Below are 15,583 nucleotides of genomic sequence, written 5' to 3'. Positions count from 1 at the left end.
CTGCGGCCAACCTTGGCCGCCAGAAAGGAGGCCGCGATGGCCAAGAAATTCCCGCTGCATCCGGCGCATCCGGAGCGGCTGTGCTGGGGCTGCGACAAGTACTGCCCGGCTGGCTCCTTGCAATGCGGCAACGGCTCCGGCCGCACCCAGCATCCGGCCGAAGTGCTGGGCGACGACTGGTACCGGCACGGCGACTGGGGGCTGGAGGTGCCGGCAGAAAACCCTGGCGACGGGTCGGAAAAGCGTTGATTCGAATCAATGCTGCTGTTCTGCTGACCGGAGGATGATGCTTGCATTGATTCCCTCATAGCGTGATGGAGAACAGCATGAAATTCCCGAAGATGAGCGCGCTCGCGCAGGGCGTATTGCTGGCAGGTCTGCCACTTGCCGCCTCGCTGGCCTGGGCCGATGCGGCCAGCAAGCCGGTTACCCAGCCGGAGGCCGCCTACCAGTCGGCGCCGTCGCCGCTGGCCGGCGAGGAGATGTACCAGAACATCAACCCCAAGGCGCCGCCGATGACCAAGGCGGAATTCGCCCGCGCCAAGCAGATCTACTTCGAGCGCTGCGCCGGCTGTCACGGCGTGCTGCGCAAGGGCGCCACCGGCAAGCCGCTGACGCCTGACATCACGCTGGGCAAGGGCACCGAGTACCTGAAAGTGTTCATCGCCTACGGCAGCCCGGCCGGGATGCCGAACTGGCAGACCTCCGGCGAGATGTCGCCGCAGGACGTGGACCTGATGGCGCGCTACATCCAGCAGGAGCCGCCGACGCCGCCGGAGTACTCGCTGGCCGACATCGAGAAATCGCGCAAGGTGCTGATTCCGGTCGACCAGCGCCCGACGCGCAAGCTGAACAACTACAACCTGGACAATCTGTTCTCGGTGACGCTGCGCGATGCCGGCGAGGTGGCGCTGATCGACGGCGACAGCAAGCAGATCATCAACATCGTCAAGACCGGCTACGCGGTGCATATCTCGCGGCTGTCCAGCTCCGGCCGCTACCTGTACGTGATCGGCCGCGATGCCAAGGTCAACCTGATCGACCTGTGGATGGAAAAACCGGACACCGTGGCCGAGGTGAAAGTGGGGCTGGAAGCGCGTTCGGTGGAAACTTCCAAGTTCAAGGGCTGGGAAGACAAGATCGCCGTGGCCGGCACCTACTGGCCGCCGCAGTTCGTGATCATGGATGGCGACACGCTGAAGCCGCGCAAGATCGTCTCCACCCGCGGCATGACCGTGGACAACGAGTACCACCCGGAGCCGCGCGTGGCGTCCATTGTCGCCAGCCACTACAAGCCTGAGTTCGTGATCAATGCCAAGGAGAGCGGCAAGATCATGATGGTGGATTACTCCGACCTGAATAACCTCAAGACCACCACCATCGACTCCGCCAAGTTCCTGCACGACGGCGGTTTTGACAGTTCTGGCCGTTACTTCCTGGTGGCGGCCAACGCCTCCAACAAGATCGCGGTGGTGGATACCAAGCTCGACAAGCTGGCGGCGCTGGTCGATGTCGGCAAGACCCCGCACCCGGGCCGTGGCGCCAACTTCGTGCATCCCAAGTACGGCCCGGTGTGGAGCACCTCGCACCTGGGGAGCGACGATGTGACGCTGATCGGTACCGACCCGGTGAAACACCCGCAGTACGCGTGGAAAGTGGTGGCCACCTTCAAGGGCCAGGGCGGCGGTTCGCTGTTCATCAAGACCCATCCGAAATCGAAGAACCTGTGGGTGGATACCCCGCTGAACCCGGATGCCAAGGTCAGCCAGAGCGCCGCGGTGTACGACATCAACAATCTGGACAAGGGCGCGCAGATCGTGGACGTGGCGGCCTGCGCCAAGCTCACCGACGATGGCGCCAAGCGCGTGGTGCAGCCGGAGTTCAACAAGGCCGGCGACGAGGTGTGGTTCTCGGTGTGGAGTGCCAAGAACAAGGAATCCGCCATCGTGGTGATGGATGACAAGACCCGTAGCTGCAAGGCGGTGATCAAGGACAAGCGCCTGATTACCCCGACCGGCAAGTTCAACGTGTTCAACACCCAGCACGACATCTACTGATCAACCGGGCGGCCCGCCACGGGCCGCCATTGCAGGGAGTACCGCTCATGAACAACCGTTTGCTGACTGCCGGCCTGCTTGCCGCCGGCCTGTTGCTGGCCGGCACGGCCAATGCCTCGCTGGCGCTGGCGCAGAAGAACAACTGCCTGGCCTGCCATAGCGTGGATCACAAGGTGGTGGGGCCGGCGTTCAAGGAGATTGCCGCCAAGTACAAGGGCCAGAACGTGCAGGCCAGGCTGGAGGAAAAAGTGAAGAAGGGCGGTGCCGGCAGCTTCGGCCCGATCCCGATGTCGCCCAACCCGCAGGTGCCGGATGCCGAAGTGAAGCAGCTGGTGCAGTGGGTGCTGTCGCAGTAAACCGTGCTGCGGCCGGCCGCAAGGTTGGCCGCATGCCGCGATGGCTTGTGCCAGCAGGTGCTGCCTGCTGGCGCAAGCCCTTGCCGGAAGGTCCCGCATGAAACCGCCCGCTGTCAGCCTGTTGCGGCTGAGTCTCAAGTGCGCACTGCTGCTTATCTGCAGCGGTGTGCTGTTCTACGAATCCGCCCACGCCGAACCGCTGGCGGCGCCTGCTCCGGCACGCGCCGCCGAGCTGCGTCACCTGCTGCGCCAGGACTGCGGCGCTTGCCACGGCATGACGCTGCAGGGCGGGCTGGGCAGCCCGCTCACCGCGCAGGCGCTGGCCGGCAAGCCGGCGGACAGTCTGGTCGCCACCTTGCTGGATGGCCGCCCGGGCACGCCGATGCCGCCGTGGCGGCCGTTCATCAGCGAGGACGAGGCACGCTGGCTGATCCGGCAATTGCAACAAGGGGAAGCACCATGAAAACAATCACAAGCTTGGCCGCCGCGGTGGCCGCCGCCGTGCTGCTGGCCGGCTGCGCCACGCCGGCGCTGCGCGGCAGCGGCGATCTGGGGGTGGTGATCGAGCGCGCCAGCGGCAGCGTGCAGGTGGTGGACAACAGCCAGCGCCGCAGCCTGGCGCACATCAGCGGGCTGGGCGATCTGTCGCATGCTTCGCTGGTGTACAGCCGCGACGCGCGCTACGTGTACGTGTTCGGCCGCGATGGCGGGCTGTCCAAGATCGACATCCTCAGCGGCAAACTGGTGGCGCGGGTAATGCAGGCCGGCAACAGCATCGGCGGCGCCATCTCGACCGATGGCCGCATCGTGGCGGCGCAGAACTACACCCCGGGTGGGGTGAAACTGTTCGATGCCGACAGCCTGGCGCTGCTGGCGGATATTCCGGCGCTGGATGAGCACGGCCAGCCATCCAAGGTGGTCGGCCTGGCCGACCTGCCGGGCAACCGCTTCGCCTTCAGCCTGTTCGAGGCCGGTGAAATCTGGCTGCTGGATGCGGCCAACCCGCGCGCGCCGCTAGTCACCAAGTACAAAAACGTTGGCCGCCAGCCGTATGACGGTCTGGCCAGCAGCGACGGCCGCTACTACATCGCCGGCCTGTACGGCGAGGACGGGCTGGCCTTGCTGGACAACTGGCATCCGCAGGCCGGGGTGCGCCGCATCCTGCCGGGCTACGGCCAGGGGCAGGACAAGCAGCCGGTGTACAAGATGCCGCACCTGCGCGGCTGGAGCCTGGCCGGCGACTACGCCTTTTTGCCGGCAGTCGGCCACAACAGCGTGCTGGTGGCTGACAGCCGCAGCTGGCAGCAGGTGGCGCAGGTGCCGGTGTACGGCCAGCCGGTATTCGTGATGGCGGAACCCTCCGGTCGCCGGGTGTGGGTGAATTTCGCCTTTCCGCATAACGACACCGTGCAGGTGATCGACGTACCCAGCATGCAGGTGATCAAGACGCTGCAGCCGGGCCGCGCCATCCTGCACATGGAGTTCACCGCCCGTGGCGATGCGGTGTGGCTGTCCAGCCGCGACGACGACAAGCTGGTGGTGATCGATACCCAGAGCTTTGCCACCGTGGGCGAACTGCCGGCGACCAGCCCGTCCGGCATCTTCTTCAGCTGGCGTGCCGCCCGCATGGGGATGTGATATGCAGCTGCAAATGCATGACCCGCTGCTGCGGCTGCTGGATCGCTACCAGCGCGATTTTCCGCTGCAGTCGGCACCGTTCGCGCTGCTGGCGGCCGAGTGCGGGCTGCCGGAGCCCACGTTGCTGCTGCGGCTGCAGCAGGCGCGCGCCAGCGGACTGCTCAGCCGCATTGGCGCGGTGTTTGCCCCCAATAGCGTCGGCGCCAGCACGCTGGCGGCGCTGGCAGTGCCGCCAGAACGGCTGGACGAGGTGGCGGCGCAGGTCAGCCGCCAGCCGGAGGTCAACCACAACTACGCGCGCGATCACCACTACAACCTGTGGTTCGTGCTGACCGCCGCCAGCCGCGCCGGCATCGACGCCGCGCTGGCGCAGATTGCCGCCGACACCGGGCTGGCGCCGCTGGACCTGCCGCTGCAACGCGAATACCACATCGACCTGGGTTTTGCCCTGGGTGACGACGGCCCGAGCCGGCGGCCAACCCGTACCCCGGCCGCGCCGCCGCTGGACGCGGCCGATCGCCGGCTGGTGGCGGCGCTGGGCGATGGTCTGGCGTTGCTGCCATGCCCATTCCTGCCGCTGGCTGCCGCCAGCGGGCTGGCGGAAGCCGAAGTACGGCAGCGGCTGCAGGCATGGGTGGATGGCGGCGTGATCCGCCGCTTCGGCTTCGTACTGCGCCACCACGAGCTGGGTTTCCGTGCCAACGCCATGTGCGTGTGGCAGGTGCCGGCCGGAGAGCGCGATGCCATCGGCGCGCGGCTGGCGACCGACCCGGCGGTAACGCTGTGCTATGCCCGCCCGCCGCGTGGCGAAGCGTGGCCGTACAACCTGTTCTGCATGATTCACGCCCGCGATGCGGCGACGGTACACGGCGAGGCGCAGCGGCTGTCGCAGGCGCACGGCCTGGCCGCCATGCCGCAGGCGGTGCTGGTCTCCACCCGCCGCTATACCCAGCGCGGCGCCCGTTATCACCCGGAGTAAACCATGAACGCCGCGCTACCGCTGGATGCCATCGACAGCCTGCTTATCGACCGCCTGCAGGGCGGCTTTCCATTGCGGCCGTCGCCGTTTGCCGCTGCCGGCGCCGAGCTGGGGCTGTCCGCCGGTCTGCTGTGCCAGCGGCTGCAATCGCTGCTGGAGCGGCGGGTGCTGACCCGTTTCGGGCCGATGTACCAGATCGAACGCATGGGCGGCGCCTTCGTGCTGGCGGCGCTGGCGGTGCCGGAGGCGCGCTACGACGCGGTGGCGGCGCAGGTCAATGCCTTGCCGGCGGTGGCGCACAACTACCGCCGCGAGCACGACTTCAATATGTGGTTCGTGCTGGCCACCAGCACACCGGGGCGCATTTACGACGCGATGCTGGACATCGAGGAAGCCACCGGGCTGCGGGTGTACGACTTTCCCAAATTGCGCGAGTACTACGTGGGCATGCAGTTTGCCGTCGGCGGCAGCGCGCCAGTGGGGCGGCGCCTGCCGGAGGTCGGCGAAGAGGGCGAAGTGCAGCTGGACGACACCGACTGGCAGCTGATCCGCGCCACCCAGGGCGGCCTGCCGCTGGTGACCGAGCCGTGGCAGCAGCTGGGTATCACGCTGGGGCTGGACGAGGAACAAGTCTGCGCGCGGCTGGCGGCCATGGTGCAGTGCGGCGTCATCCGTCGCATCGGCGCGGTACCCAACCATTACGCCATCGGCTATGCGGCCAACGGTATGGCGGTGTTCGATGTCGACGATGCGCTGGTGGATGAGCTGGGCGGCCAGATCGGCGCGCTGCCGTTCGTCAGCCACTGCTACCGCCGCCTGCGCCGCCAGCCGGTGTGGCCGTATAACCTGTTTGCCATGTGTCACGGCAGCAACCGCGACGAGGTGCTGGCGCAGGTGGCCAGCGTGCGCCAGCTGCTGGGCGCCGCCTGTCGCCGCCACGAGGTACTGTTCTCCAGCCGCATCCTGAAAAAGAGCGGTTTGCGGGTGTAGCCTGCGGCATGCCGGTGGCGTGTAAAAGTGCTACGGAACCCTATGCAACTGTCGATATAGCACTACGATAAGAGCGAACAGGCGGGCAGGAGGGGAACATGGCGCAACGACTATTGAGCAAGGTGTTACTGGCCTTGGGTTTTGCCTGTTTGCAGGCAACCGCTACTGCTGCCACGGTCAAGTACATGGTGCTGGAAGAGGTGGAACCGTTCCAGATTGTGACGCGGGGCAACCCGATGTATGGTGGGCTGGTGACCGAGGTGGTCAGCCGGATTTTTCGTGATAGCCCGCACCAGCTGCAGGCGGTGGTAGCGCCGTCGCCGCGTTTGAATGCCATGCGCAGCAAGGGGCGTTTGGGCAACTGGCTGAGCTATGGCGCCAAGCAATGGCTGCAGCCTGGCTGGCAGCTGTCGAAGGAGCCGGTTTACACCTGGCATCATGTGCTGCTGGTGCCGCGCCAGAGCGAGTTCCAGTATCACCGCGTCAACGACCTGTTTGGCCACTCGCTGATCCTGATGCATGGTTACGATTACCCAGGGCTGGACGGTTTTCTGCGCAGTCGTCATCCGCATGGCCGCATCATCGACCAGCGCGCGCTGAGCCAGGAGGGCGCTTTACGCATGCTGCGTGCCGGGCGGGGGGTCGGTTATATCGATACCAATCTGCGGGTGCGCTACAACTTGCGTCAGCAAGGTCTGTCGCCGGCTGGCTTCCGCTTCTACGACCTGTCTGCGGTCATCCCGAACATCGAACTACATCTGATGTACAGCAAGCTTATGCCGCAGGCGGTGAAGGAGCTGATCGACAGGCGGCTGGCCGAAATGCGCCAGTCCAGCGAGCTTGCCGCCATTGCCAAGCGTTATCAGTAGCCGGCTGCGGCGCAAGGTTGGCCGCAAAAAAAAACGCCGTACAGCCAGGGCTGCACGGCGTTTTTCATGGCCAGCGCTCAGCGCGGTACCGCTTGCCGGCGTCGCCCCAGCCGGTTGATCCACAGCGAGGCCAGGATTACCGCGCCGCCCAGTGCCAGCCGCGGCAGGTCGACATTGCGGTTCCAGATCAGCACGTTGACCAGCAGGCCGGCGGGCACGTGCAGCTCGTTCATGATTGCCAGCGTGCCGGCGTTGACCATCACGCTGCCTTTCACCCACCAGTACATGCCCAGCGCGGTGGCAAACAGCCCCATGTACACCAGTACCCCCCATTGCAGGGTGGTCTGCGGCAGGCGTTCCGGATTGCCGAACAGCAGGAACGATGGCAGCGCCAGCAGCAGCGCGCCAAGGAAGAAGTGGCCGAAGTAGCGGTACAGCGGCTGTTCCACCGGGTATTGCTGCAGCAGGCGGCGGCACAGCACCTGGCCGGCGGCAAAGGTGAGGTTGGCTAGCTGCAGCAGCAGGAAGCCGGTCAGGTATTCGCCTTGCAGCGGCTGGAAGCGGATGATGATGCCGCCACCCACCGCCACCGCGGCGGCCAGCAGCGCCCAGCGGTTGAGGCGGCGTTGCAGCGCATCGTCCAGCAGCACCACGTAGATCGGCGTCAGCACGGTAAACAGCAGCACTTCCGGCACCGTCAGCACGGCAAAACTGCGGTACAGGCACAGGTAGGTGATGCCGAACTGCAGCGCGCCGGCCAGCCAGAAGCCGCCCAGCAGCCGCTGCGGCAGGCCGCGCCACACGGTAAACGGCAGGAACACCGCTGCGGCTATCAGCACGCGCAGCAACACGGCAAAGTCGCTGTCAACCTGGGCGGCCAGGTACTGGCCGATCAGGCTGAAGGAGAATGCCCACAGGACGGTAACGATAAGCAGGTAAGGCATGAATAGGGTGTCAGTCGGAAACAGGGGCAGCGATGATAGGCCAGTCGCCGGCGCTTGGGAACCGGCCGGCAGCACGGGGTGGCGGCGGGGACTAAAATCAAGGTAGCGCCAGCGGGCGCATCGATAGCGGCCTGCCGCGGCGGGCGAGGAGGGGCATCATGACTTCCAGACGCAGGCAACAGGGCTGGTACAATGGCGCTTATATGGTGACGGCGGTGCTGGCCATCGTGCTGTTCATGGCGCAGCCGTGGATTCCGCTGCTGCTGTTGGCCGCCATGGGCGGCGCGGCGGTGGTGATCGCCATCGCTCGCGGTGGCCGCCAGTTGCAGCAGTGGTTGCGCCAGCATCACCCGCATCTGCATTGAATTGGCGTGGCCGGCCACGGCCATGCATGCGCTTGACTGCAGTCAATGAGATTGCGCGGCATAGCGCCGACGATGACGTCATTGTCATCGCCGGAGGCTGTCATGCTGCGCCTGAGCCACTATCTGCATACCTTGCTGCATCCGACGCCGCTGGCGCCGCCGCGTGCGCCGTCCGGTCCGGTGGTGATCTGGACCCTGATCCGCCGTTGCAATCTGACCTGCCAGCACTGCTATTCCATCTCCGCCGACAAGGATTTTCCGGGCGAGCTGTCCCGCGATGAGGTTTTCGCGGTGCTGGAGGACCTGTACGCCTGCGGCGTGCGGGTACTGATCCTGTCCGGCGGCGAGCCGCTGCTGCGACCGGACATCTACGACATCGGCCGCCGCGCCAAGGCGATGGGTTTCTACGTCGGCCTGTCTAGCAACGGCACGCTGATCGATGCGGCCAACGTTGGCCGCATCGCCGAGGTGGGCTTCGACTACGTCGGCGTCAGCCTCGACGGCATCGGTGCCACTCACGACCGCTTCCGCCGGCTGCAAGGCGGCTTCGAGCTGGCGCTGCGCGGCATCCGTCTGGCGCGCGATGCCGGCATGAAGGTCGGCGTGCGCTACACCATGACCGAGGACAACGCCCACGATCTGCCGGCGCTGCTGCAGCTGGTGGCGGACGAAGGCATCGACAAGTTCTATTTCTCGCACCTCAACTACGCCGGCCGCGGCAACAAGCACCGCGACAGCGATGCGCGTCACGCGCGCACGCGCTGGGCGATGGACTTGCTGCTGGATACCTGCCACGCGCAGCTGCAGGCCGGCGAGCAGCGCGACTACGTCACCGGCAACAACGATGCCGACGGCGTCTACCTGCTGCAGTGGGCGGCACGGCATTACCCGGCCGAAGTCGAGGTGCTGCGCCAGCGCCTGCAGCAGTGGGGTGGCAACGCCAGCGGCGTCAACGTCGCCAATATCGACAACCTCGGCAATGTGCATCCGGACACCATGTGGTGGCAGGTGACGCTGGGCAATGTGCGTGAGCGGCCGTTTTCCGCCATCTGGCCGGATACCAGCCACCCGCTGATGGCCGGGCTGAAGCAGCATCCACGGCCGGTGCATGGCCGCTGTGCCGCCTGCAGCCACTTGGCGATCTGCAACGGCAATACCCGCGTGCGTGCCTGGCAGCTGACCGGCGATTACTGGGCCGCCGACCCGGCCTGTTATTTATCCGATGCCGAGATCGGTGTGGCGGCCGGTGCCTATGCCATGCCGCAGCTGACGCCGTGGCAGCGCAGCAACTCACCGGAGGTGCGGCCATGAAAATCCTGCTGCGCGCTTTACTGTTGAGCCTGCTGCCGCTGGCGGCGCAGGCTCAACAGTAAAGCGCGCAGCAGGATTTTCATGGCCGCACCTCCGGTGGGTAAACGTGGCCAACGTGGCGCCGGGGGCGGACAGGCGTGCCAGCTGGGCAAACAGTGCCGGTTGCCACATGTCCGGATTGCGCGACGGGGCAAAGCCATCGAGAAACCAGGCATCGATACAGGCATCCAGCTGCGGCAGGGTGTCGAGTGCATCGCCGACCAGCAGGGTAAGGCTAATGCGGCCGCCTTCCAGTACGAAGCGATGCCAGCCCGGCGGCAGTGCTGCGTACTGCTGCAACAGCTGGGCCGCTTCGTGCTGCAGGGCAGGCCACAAGGCCAGTGCCTGCTGCAGGTCCGCCACGCTTAGCGGGTGTTTCTCGGTGCTGACAAACGCCAGCCGCGCGCTTGCCGGGGCGTACTGCAGGAATACCTGCCACGCCACCAGAAAGTTGAGCCCGGTACCAAAGCCGGTTTCGCCGATACGGAATACCGCGTGCTCGGCTAGGGCCGCAAATCGTTCTGGCAGCAAGTTGTTGTTGATGAATACATGACGGGTTTCATCGATACCGCTGTCGCGAGAGAAGTACACGTCGCCGTAGTCGCCGGAGACGGGTTCGCCGCTGCTCCAGTCCAGGCGGGCGGTTTGGATAGCTGAAGACATAAGAATGCTGCGTTGGGAGGCGGCTTGTGCCGAAAGGTCGCATTGTATGCCCGCCGTGGGCGGGCTCAAACAGTTGGCCGCACCGTATTTGCGCTGACACATGCACGGTGCGCCGGCTGATTGAGGCATCGCTGGCCGCAGTGTGGCGAACAGGGGACAGATGCCGGCATGTTCACATGGCGGGCAAGCGACTGAAATGTATAGATATTCTGATGGATACAGTAGGCAGCACCTGGGGTTGGATCAAAGCTGGCCGATAAATTGCATATTGCCGGCGGCATGTTCTATAGAATCGACAGCCAATTACAGACGCGGCGCATGAGACCCATGACGCGGCGCCCTCAAAACGTGGAGACAGAAATGAAACACGCGATGCGTATCGGCACGCGACTGGTTTTAGCCCAGGTCGTCCTGATGGTGTTATTGGTGGCGGCGTTCATGCTGCCGGCCTATTACTTTTCGCAAAAGCTGCTGCAGTCTCGTACCCAGGCAGTGCAGCAGCAGTTGATCAGCCAGTCGGTCAACATGATCGAAGGCTTCGACGATGCGCTAAAGATTTCTGCTGCGCAATTCGAGCGCATGTATGTCGCCAGCTTCCCGGGTTCCATTGAACTGGTGCCGGGGCAGACCATGCCAGTCGAGGGGGCCGGTGCCGTGCCGGTGCTGAAGGCCGGCGATATGGTGCTGAATAACAACCATGATCTGGCCGGTGAGTTCGCCATTCGCAGTGGCAACGTCGCATCGGTGCTGGTACTCACCGGCGGCGATTTTGTCCGTATCTCTACCTCGTTGCTCACGGCCGATGGCAAGCGTGCGGTGGGTAGCAAACTTGACCGCAGCAGCATCGCGTACGAGCGCTTGATGAAGGGCATGCCTTATCAGGGCAAGATGATTCTGTCAGACAAGGAATATGTGGTCAGCTTCACTCCGGTGAAGGACGAATCAGGCAAGGTGGTCGGGGCAACATCGGTGGCGATTGGCGCCAGCGAAGGGGTGGGTGGTTTGCTGGCGCGCCTGACCAAGGTGCATATCGGCGAATCCGGCCACATCAATATTGTGGATGTAAACAAGGCGGACCGTGATTACGGCCGTTTCGTGCTGCATCACAAACTGCCGGGACGCAGCGTGGACAAGGATCTGGACATCAATGGCCAGCCTTATCTGAAACCGCTGCTGGACAGCAAGAGTGGCAGCCTTACCGTGCAGCTGCCTGGCGATAACGGTAAGCCGGTGGCGCATATGCTCAGCTGGCAACGGCTGGATACCTGGGGTTGGCTGATTATCAGCGATGAACTGGCCAGCGAGCTGCAGCGTGATAACCGTCTGCTGTTGCAAGGCTTGATTGTCGGCTGCGTTCTGCTGCTGGTGCTGATGTCGCTGGCGCTGTGGGTGCTGACTGGCAGGCTGGTCGGCCGTCCGGTGCGCATGCTGGTGCGCTCGGTCGGAGAAGTGCGCGACAGCCACGATCTGACCCGTCGCATCGAAGTGGCGCGCCAGGACGAAGTGGGTGAGGTAGCGGCGGCTATCAATAGCCTGCTGGAGAACTTCCGGCATGCGCTGAACCGTACCAGTGAACATGCGTCCGAACTGGAGTTGGCCGCGCGCGAACTGGCCGACAAGGCGGCCGCTGCGGCCAACTCATCCGGCGAACAGCGGGAAAGTGCCGCGCTGATGCATGGCTACAGCCAGGAGCTGGGCGGTAGTGTGCATCAGATCGAGCAGGTGGCCAGCGATGCCAGTCGCGCTGCCAGCGCCTCCAGCGATGCGGCAACACAGGGGAGTCGCAGCCTGGTGGCGGCGGTGGAGGAGGTGAATCGCATCTCCGGCACGCTGGATGCGGCCGCAGGCAGCCTGCATAGCCTTGAAGAAAGTGCTTCGCAGATTTCCACCATCATCGGCGTGATTCACGACATTGCCGAGCAGACCAATCTGCTGGCACTCAACGCTGCAATCGAAGCGGCACGTGCCGGTGAGTTCGGGCGTGGTTTTGCCGTGGTTGCCGATGAGGTACGCAAGCTTGCCGAGCGCACCTCATCGGCAACTGGCGAGATTTCCGGCATGATTGGCTCGATGCAGTCGGCCACCGGCTCGGCGGTAGACGCCATGCGTCAGTCGGTGACGCTGGCGGCCAACGGTGCTGCCATTACCGGCGAGGCGCGACAGGCCATCGATAGCATTCTGGATGCGTCGCGCGAAACCATGGCGGTGGTGAGCCAGATTCATCAGCGGCTGGGAGAGCAGCGTGCCAGTGTGCAGCAGATCGTGACCCAGGTAGAACAAGTGGCAACTCTCGCCAGCGTCAGCAATGATGCGGCCAATCGGTCTGCGGAAACTGCACAACACATGACTGGCTTGGCCAATGCGCTGCGTGATGAGGTAAACGTGTTCCGCACCTGACCTCGGTTGCATTGCTGGCTTAGTCCCTGCCACAGAAAAACGCCCTTGCCGGATGGATTCTGCAAGGGCGTTTTCTCTTTTTGGCGGTAAGAAACGAGTCTGGCTTACGCCCGCTCAATCTCAGTTGCTGCATTGGGGAAAGTTTTTAGCTCGCTGTCGTATCGCCAGCATCTAGCTGGCCAAGCTTTTGGAGGGCGTCATGACGCTCGTCCTGCTCGCTGTGCAGATAGCGCCGAGTGGTCTGGATGCTGCGGTGGCGCAGGTTCTGGCTTACTTGCAGCAAGTCGATGCCTGCTTGTAGTTGATGGCTGGCAGCGGTATGGCGCAGCCAGTGGGTACTGGCTTGTCGCAGCTTCTCGCGGCAGGCGGCATCGCTGCAATTGTCCGCTGCACGCTGGAAGATTTCGCGGGTAATCAGGTATAGCGCTTTGTCGCCAATGGGTCGCAGCACACTGCCGGGTTTGGAAATGGCGCAAATCAGCGGTGTGCTTTCTCGGTGCTCGGGGAGTGGCGTTAGCCCAAGGTGCAGGCGGTAGCGGCGCAATGCCGCAAGCAAGGCGTCGTTTACCGGAATATCGGCTATGCCGGTCTTGCCCTCTACGCGCCACCACCAGCGCTGGCGTGACTCGAAAAAATCGCCCATTACGGCATTGCAGGCCTCGCTGCGGCGTGCACCACTGAAGTACAGCAGGCTGATAACCCATCGTGATCGCTCGCGCTGGGCAAGCTCCCCCTCGCTGTTGGCCGGCAATTGTCGCAGCGCCTGCAGAATGGCCTGCCAGCCAGCTTCATCAAAGTACCGCTCGACCTCTTCAATCTTCTGGCGAGAAGGTTTGCGTAAAAGCCGGAACGGATTACCGCCAAGTACGCCGGCCTGGTTCAGGTAGCCATAAAAGCTGCCAAGAATCGTGATGCTGTGGTGGATGCTGCTGGCAGAGAGCGGGCCGGTAAAAGGTTTCCATTCCGGCTTGCTTCGCCCGACGGCTGGGCCGATCCAGCGCTCTGCAGGGTAGGGGTTGGCAAGAAAGCGCTGGTAATCAAGTACATCCTGGCGTTTGACGTCATCAAGGTGTTGATTCCGGTTGTGCAGCCACATCAGAAAGCGCTCGACTTCTTTGCGATAACTGCGCAGCGTGGCTGGTCGGGTGCTGAACTCTGAGAGCCAGGTAAGTGCAGCATCTTCATCGCTACTTGCATGGATAAGGGCGTTCTGCGGGGCGTAGGGTGTGAGCAATGGTGGCAACTTTTGATCAATAACTTCCGATAAGAATAGTTATCGGAAAAATATTTGGCAAGTCATGTATTAATTAATGTAATACGTAATATTTATTTTCAGTTGTGGCTGCTAAAATGCGTGCAACAGGAGGAATACATGGATATCTATGCGCGCATAAGGCAAGTCGCATTCGAATTGATTGCCGAAGGGGAGTGGCCAACCGTGGTAGAGGTGCGGGCGCGACTAGGCACAGGCTCCAATACCACCATCAACAACACCTTGAAACAGTGGCGGCAGGAGTTTCTGGCGCGCATGGCCAGCAATGTGAGGCGGCCGGACTGGCCGACAGGCTTGGCCGAGGCTGTTGACCAGTTATGGCAACGCGCATGCGACCAAGCTGAATCGCATCTTGAGAGCCTGCGTGAAGAGTGCAAGGCCGAGGTCGAGCGACTGGTGGGCGAGCTGGCCGAGCAGCATCGGCAATACGATGCACGTAGCGCGCAATTGGCCGCACTGGCGCAGGAACACGAGCTGCTGAAGCAGCAATACCAACAGCTCCAGCAGCAGTACGCCGAAGAAGCGAGGCGCAGACAGGTGCTTGAGGAGAGTTTGAGTGGCTTAACCAGCTCGCTGGACGAGGCGCGCCAGCAGCTATTGCTGGCACAGAAAGATGCCGACAATCGGGTGGTTGCCCTGGAGCAACGCCACGATGAGCGCTTGCAGCAGGCGGCGCAGGAGGCTGCACGGCGCGAAACACTGGCCTACGAGCGCTTTGAAGGCATGCGGATTCAGTTGTACCAACAAGTAGAAAGCGAGCGCAGCAGCTTCAAGCAGCAGGCCGCGCAGTGGCAGGCTCAATTGCAGCAGCTGGAGCGTGAGCGTGATGAAGTGCGGCAGACACTGCGCGAACAACAGGCTGATGCGGCGCGCGAACAAGGGCGGCAGCAAGCACAATACGAAATGGCGCAGCAGCGACTGCAGGCGATGGCAGAAGAACTACAGGTTGGCCGCAAGCAAGGAGAGGAGCTGCAGACCAGGTTGCTGGCACTAACCAGCGAGTTGGCCAGTCGCACAACGCAACTGCAAGAGCGCGATCGCCAGCTCCCACTGCTGCAACGGTGGCTACAGCAGGAGCGGGAGCTACTACAGGCAATGACGCCGGAGGATTATGCCGACATCCTGCAACAGCGGTTTGCCATATTACTGGAACAGACGGCCTAACCGGGCGCAAATCTGTTCCAGGTAGTGGCGATCGGTGTCGTCGAAGCTGGCCAGTTCAATCGAATCCACATCCAGTACGGCGCGCACCACGCCAAGTGAATCAAATACCGGTACCACGATTTCCGAGCGGGAAAGTGACGAGCAGGCAATGTGACCGGGGAATGCCTCGACATCCGGTACAACCAGGGTTTTCGCCTGTGCCCATGCGCCGCCACATACACCCTTGCCACTGCGGATGCGAGTGCAGGCGATTGGCCCTTGAAACGGACCCAGCACCAGTTGCTCGCCCTTTACCAGGTAAAAACCGGTCCACAACCAGCCAAAGGTGTGATGGATTGCCGCGCAGGTATTGGCCATGGCTGCAATCAGATCGTCTTCGCTGTCGATCAGTGCCTGAGCTTGCGGTAACAGGGTTTGGTAGCGCTCCAGCTTGCTACCTCCATCAATGATAAGGTTCTCGGCCATGCAAAATCCTTTGCTGAAGAGGAGTGGGGCGAGAGGATAACAAAAAAGCCGGAGCGATCGCCCCGGCTTTTTT

General features: G+C 63.3%; 16 protein-coding genes. 12 read left to right on the top strand and 4 right to left on the bottom strand.

Annotated features, from left to right (window positions below):
* Positions 1-36 precede the first annotated feature (36 nt).
* The 8 genes from HU218_RS08835 (at position 37) to HU218_RS08800 (ending at position 6,889) form a co-directional block, all read left to right on the top strand.
* Positions 37-249: a DUF3079 domain-containing protein gene (locus HU218_RS08835; protein WP_174874569.1), complete on the top strand. Its 213-nt coding sequence runs from the start codon at positions 37-39 to the stop codon at positions 247-249.
* 77 nt (positions 250-326) lie between these two features.
* Positions 327-2,057, top strand: coding sequence for a nitrite reductase (locus tag HU218_RS08830; protein ID WP_174874568.1), 1,731 nt, complete (start codon positions 327-329; stop codon positions 2,055-2,057).
* Between the two features lie 47 nt (positions 2,058-2,104).
* Positions 2,105-2,413 (top strand): c-type cytochrome, encoded by a 309-nt coding sequence (locus tag HU218_RS08825; RefSeq protein ID WP_174874567.1) that lies wholly within the window; start codon positions 2,105-2,107, stop codon positions 2,411-2,413.
* Positions 2,414-2,510: 97 nt separating this feature from the next.
* The gene (locus HU218_RS08820) at positions 2,511-2,876 is read left to right on the top strand and encodes a c-type cytochrome (protein WP_174874566.1); all 366 of its coding nucleotides are present in this window, start codon (positions 2,511-2,513) and stop codon (positions 2,874-2,876) included.
* Positions 2,873-4,051, top strand: coding sequence for a cytochrome D1 domain-containing protein (locus HU218_RS08815; protein WP_174874565.1), 1,179 nt, complete (start codon positions 2,873-2,875; stop codon positions 4,049-4,051). Before HU218_RS08820 ends, HU218_RS08815 begins: the two co-directional genes overlap by 4 nt.
* Position 4,052: 1 nt before the next feature.
* Positions 4,053-5,030 (top strand): siroheme decarboxylase subunit beta, encoded by a 978-nt coding sequence (gene ahbB / locus HU218_RS08810; protein ID WP_217450764.1) that lies wholly within the window; start codon positions 4,053-4,055, stop codon positions 5,028-5,030.
* A gap of 3 nt (positions 5,031-5,033) precedes the next feature.
* Positions 5,034-6,020 (top strand): siroheme decarboxylase subunit beta, encoded by a 987-nt coding sequence (gene ahbB, locus HU218_RS08805; RefSeq protein ID WP_174874564.1) that lies wholly within the window; start codon positions 5,034-5,036, stop codon positions 6,018-6,020.
* A gap of 98 nt (positions 6,021-6,118) precedes the next feature.
* Complete coding sequence (locus tag HU218_RS08800; protein WP_174874563.1) at positions 6,119-6,889, top strand: substrate-binding periplasmic protein; 771 nt, start codon at positions 6,119-6,121, stop codon at positions 6,887-6,889.
* Between the two features lie 77 nt (positions 6,890-6,966).
* Here the strand turns inward: HU218_RS08800 and HU218_RS08795 are convergent, their stop codons facing one another.
* The gene (locus HU218_RS08795) at positions 6,967-7,833 is read right to left on the bottom strand and encodes an EamA family transporter (RefSeq protein ID WP_174874562.1); all 867 of its coding nucleotides are present in this window, start codon (positions 7,831-7,833) and stop codon (positions 6,967-6,969) included.
* Positions 7,834-7,991: 158 nt separating this feature from the next.
* Between HU218_RS08795 and HU218_RS08790 the strand changes: the two genes are divergently transcribed.
* Positions 7,992-8,198 (top strand): hypothetical protein, encoded by a 207-nt coding sequence (locus HU218_RS08790; RefSeq protein WP_174874561.1) that lies wholly within the window; start codon positions 7,992-7,994, stop codon positions 8,196-8,198.
* Between the two features lie 102 nt (positions 8,199-8,300).
* Positions 8,301-9,509, top strand: a complete 1,209-nt coding sequence (nirJ, locus tag HU218_RS08785) for a heme d1 biosynthesis radical SAM protein NirJ (RefSeq protein ID WP_174874560.1) — start codon at positions 8,301-8,303, stop codon at positions 9,507-9,509.
* Here the strand turns inward: nirJ and mnmC2 are convergent.
* Complete coding sequence (mnmC2, locus tag HU218_RS08780) at positions 9,489-10,211, bottom strand: tRNA (5-methylaminomethyl-2-thiouridine)(34)-methyltransferase MnmC2 (protein WP_174874559.1); 723 nt, start codon at positions 10,209-10,211, stop codon at positions 9,489-9,491. The two genes, nirJ and mnmC2, sit on opposite strands and share 21 nt — an antisense overlap.
* Positions 10,212-10,571: 360 nt before the next feature.
* Here mnmC2 and HU218_RS08775 point away from each other — a divergent pair, with 360 nt between their 5' ends.
* Complete coding sequence (locus HU218_RS08775; protein WP_174874558.1) at positions 10,572-12,608, top strand: methyl-accepting chemotaxis protein; 2,037 nt, start codon at positions 10,572-10,574, stop codon at positions 12,606-12,608.
* 145 nt (positions 12,609-12,753) lie between these two features.
* Here the strand turns inward: HU218_RS08775 and HU218_RS08770 are convergent, their stop codons facing one another.
* Positions 12,754-13,851 carry a tyrosine-type recombinase/integrase gene (locus tag HU218_RS08770; protein WP_174874557.1) on the bottom strand — a complete coding sequence of 366 codons (1,098 nt, stop codon included), beginning with the start codon at positions 13,849-13,851 and terminating at the stop codon, positions 12,754-12,756.
* A 129-nt stretch (positions 13,852-13,980) separates the two neighbouring features.
* Here HU218_RS08770 and HU218_RS08765 point away from each other — a divergent pair, with 129 nt between their 5' ends.
* Positions 13,981-15,045, top strand: a complete 1,065-nt coding sequence (locus HU218_RS08765) for a DNA-binding protein (protein WP_174874556.1) — start codon at positions 13,981-13,983, stop codon at positions 15,043-15,045.
* On the opposite strand, the gene HU218_RS08760 is transcribed toward HU218_RS08765, so the two are convergent.
* Positions 15,025-15,510: a GAF domain-containing protein gene (locus HU218_RS08760; RefSeq protein ID WP_174874555.1), complete on the bottom strand. Its 486-nt coding sequence runs from the start codon at positions 15,508-15,510 to the stop codon at positions 15,025-15,027. The two genes, HU218_RS08765 and HU218_RS08760, sit on opposite strands and share 21 nt — an antisense overlap.
* Positions 15,511-15,583 lie beyond the last annotated feature (73 nt).

The sequence above is a fragment of the Vogesella oryzae genome, from assembly GCF_902829295.1.
GTDB lineage: Bacteria > Pseudomonadota > Gammaproteobacteria > Burkholderiales > Chromobacteriaceae > Vogesella > Vogesella oryzae.
Note: the sequence above shows the minus strand (reverse complement) of the source record. Positions and strands in the feature narration are given on the sequence as shown.

What these genes read in the sequence shown, in the direction of transcription:
- HU218_RS08835 (WP_174874569.1), top strand. Translation starts at nt 37, where the DNA reads ATGGCCAAGAAATTCCCGCTGCATCCGGCGCATCCGGAGCGGCTGTGC.
- HU218_RS08830 (WP_174874568.1), top strand. Translation starts at nt 327, where the DNA reads ATGAAATTCCCGAAGATGAGCGCGCTCGCGCAGGGCGTATTGCTGGCA.
- HU218_RS08825 (WP_174874567.1), top strand. Translation starts at nt 2,105, where the DNA reads ATGAACAACCGTTTGCTGACTGCCGGCCTGCTTGCCGCCGGCCTGTTG.
- HU218_RS08820 (WP_174874566.1), top strand. Translation starts at nt 2,511, where the DNA reads ATGAAACCGCCCGCTGTCAGCCTGTTGCGGCTGAGTCTCAAGTGCGCA.
- HU218_RS08815 (WP_174874565.1), top strand. Translation starts at nt 2,873, where the DNA reads ATGAAAACAATCACAAGCTTGGCCGCCGCGGTGGCCGCCGCCGTGCTG.
- ahbB (WP_217450764.1), top strand. Translation starts at nt 4,053, where the DNA reads ATGCAGCTGCAAATGCATGACCCGCTGCTGCGGCTGCTGGATCGCTAC.
- ahbB (WP_174874564.1), top strand. Translation starts at nt 5,034, where the DNA reads ATGAACGCCGCGCTACCGCTGGATGCCATCGACAGCCTGCTTATCGAC.
- HU218_RS08800 (WP_174874563.1), top strand. Translation starts at nt 6,119, where the DNA reads ATGGCGCAACGACTATTGAGCAAGGTGTTACTGGCCTTGGGTTTTGCC.
- HU218_RS08795 (WP_174874562.1), bottom strand. Translation starts at nt 7,833, where the DNA reads ATGCCTTACCTGCTTATCGTTACCGTCCTGTGGGCATTCTCCTTCAGC.
- HU218_RS08790 (WP_174874561.1), top strand. Translation starts at nt 7,992, where the DNA reads ATGACTTCCAGACGCAGGCAACAGGGCTGGTACAATGGCGCTTATATG.
- nirJ (WP_174874560.1), top strand. Translation starts at nt 8,301, where the DNA reads ATGCTGCGCCTGAGCCACTATCTGCATACCTTGCTGCATCCGACGCCG.
- mnmC2 (WP_174874559.1), bottom strand. Translation starts at nt 10,211, where the DNA reads ATGTCTTCAGCTATCCAAACCGCCCGCCTGGACTGGAGCAGCGGCGAA.
- HU218_RS08775 (WP_174874558.1), top strand. Translation starts at nt 10,572, where the DNA reads ATGAAACACGCGATGCGTATCGGCACGCGACTGGTTTTAGCCCAGGTC.
- HU218_RS08765 (WP_174874556.1), top strand. Translation starts at nt 13,981, where the DNA reads ATGGATATCTATGCGCGCATAAGGCAAGTCGCATTCGAATTGATTGCC.
- HU218_RS08760 (WP_174874555.1), bottom strand. Translation starts at nt 15,510, where the DNA reads ATGGCCGAGAACCTTATCATTGATGGAGGTAGCAAGCTGGAGCGCTAC.